This window comes from Roseateles sp. P5_B10 (assembly GCF_056400485.1).
The window spans coordinates 1-1,684 of record NZ_JBFULE010001004.1 but is presented as its reverse complement, the minus strand read 5'-3'; the positions used below and the strand labels follow the sequence as shown (position 1 = coordinate 1,684).

Here is a 1,684-nt window from a genome sequence, read left to right as displayed (position 1 = left end):
GACGTGCACGATGACGGTCAGGATCAGCACCGTGGCCGACAGCGCATGCAGCACGACGGCGATGCGCCGCGCCAGGATGGGGAAGCTGTCGGCGAACCAGGGCTGCCAGAAGATGAAGCCGGTCAGCACCAGCACGAGCAGGCTGGCAGCCATGAGCCAGAACACCACCTTCTGCCCCCCGTTGTAGCGGCCCACGGGCGGCATGTGGCTCTTGTCGCCGCGCAGCATGTCGCCGCTGTGCCTCATCCATTCCTTGTCCGCCTCAGTCATGCGGTTGTGCCGCCACAGCTTCATGAACATGACGACGAAGCACAGCGCCATCACCACTCCCATGAAGGGATGCAGGATGCGCGCCCAGGTGCCGCCGCCGAACAGCGCGGTCAGGAAGTAGAAGGCCGGGTGGAAGAAGGCCAGGCCTGAGAGGCCGGCGCCGAGGAAGAACAGCACGATCAACCAGTGGTTGGTGCGGTCGCCAGCGCTGTAGCGCTGCAGAAGGCGGGTTGCCATGGTGCGCTCCTGTCAGGCGGTGGGGTGGTCGGCATCGTCACGGGCGACGTTGCGATCCGCTTCGGGGTCGTCCGGGTCCTCGATGGGGCCCACGCGCGTGTAGTGGAAGAAGCCCGCGATGACCGCGCCGATCATGGCCGCAACAGCCAGCGGCTTGGCCGCCCCCTTCCACAGCCACACCAGCGGGCTGATCTTCGGGTCCTTGGGCAGGCCGCTGTAGAGCTCGGGCTGGTCGGCATGCTGCAGCACATAGACAACGTGGGTGCCGCCCACGCCCGGCGGGTCGTACACGCCCGCGTTCGCGTAGCCGCGCTCCTTCAGGTCGACGACGCGTTCGGCGCCGTAGTCCAGCATGTCCTCCTTGGTGCCGAAGCGGATGGCGCCGGTCGGGCAGGCCTTGGCGCAGGCCGGCTCCAGGCCGACGCCGACGCGGTCGGAACACAGGCTGCACTTGTAGGCCTTGCTGTCGACCTTGCTGATGCGCGGCACGTCGAAGGGGCAGCCCGTCACGCAGTTGCCGCAGCCGATGCAGTGCTCGGAGATGAAGTCGACGATGCCGTTGGTGTACTTGACGATGGCGCCGGGCGCCGGGCAGCTCTTCAGGCAGCCCGGGTCCTCGCAGTGCATGCAGCCGTCCTTGCGGATCAGCCATTCCAGCTTGTCTTTCTCGACCTCCACTTCCGAGAAGCGCATGACCGTCCAGCTTTGCGGCGTCAGGTCGCGTGGATTGTCGTAGGTGCCGTGGTTGTCGCCGACGTCGTCACGCAGGTCGTTCCACTGCATGCAGGCCACCTGACAAGCCTTGCAGCCGATGCAGGAGGACACGTCGATGAGCTTGGCGACCTCGGCCACATGCTTGCGGGCCTGGGTCGATGGCGTCGTGGTGGCCGAGCGCTTGGCAATGTCGAGGGATTGAAGTGAAGACATGACGTGTTCCCTCAGGCTTTCTCAAGGTTCACGGTGAAGCTCTTGAACTCCGGCGTCTGCGTGTTCGCGTCGCCCACGAAGGGGGTCAGCGTGTTGACCAGATAGCCGGGCTTGGCCACGCCGACAAAGCCCCAGTGGTTGGGCAGGCCCACGGTGTGGATGCGCTTGCCGTCCACGTCCAGCGAAGGGATGCGCTTGGTGACAACGGCCACGGCCTTGATGAAGCCGCGGTTGCTGCTCACCTTGACCC

Annotated in this window: 3 protein-coding genes; all 3 read right to left on the bottom strand. The window is 65.9% G+C overall.

Translation table 11 applies throughout. The features are described 5' to 3' along the window. A partial coding sequence (locus AC1DU6_RS30200; RefSeq protein WP_477861734.1) for a formate dehydrogenase subunit gamma occupies positions 1–507 on the bottom strand: 507 nt, incomplete at its 3' end. A 12-nt stretch (positions 508–519) separates the two neighbouring features. Further along, positions 520–1,434: a formate dehydrogenase subunit beta gene (fdxH, locus tag AC1DU6_RS30195; RefSeq protein WP_457324553.1), complete on the bottom strand. Its 915-nt coding sequence runs from the start codon at positions 1,432–1,434 to the stop codon at positions 520–522. A gap of 11 nt (positions 1,435–1,445) precedes the next feature. Continuing rightward, positions 1,446–1,684: hypothetical protein (locus AC1DU6_RS30190; protein WP_477861731.1), on the bottom strand; the 239-nt coding region annotated here is incomplete at its 5' end.

What these genes read in the sequence shown, in the direction of transcription:
- fdxH (WP_457324553.1), bottom strand. Translation starts at nt 1,434, where the DNA reads ATGTCTTCACTTCAATCCCTCGACATTGCCAAGCGCTCGGCCACCACG.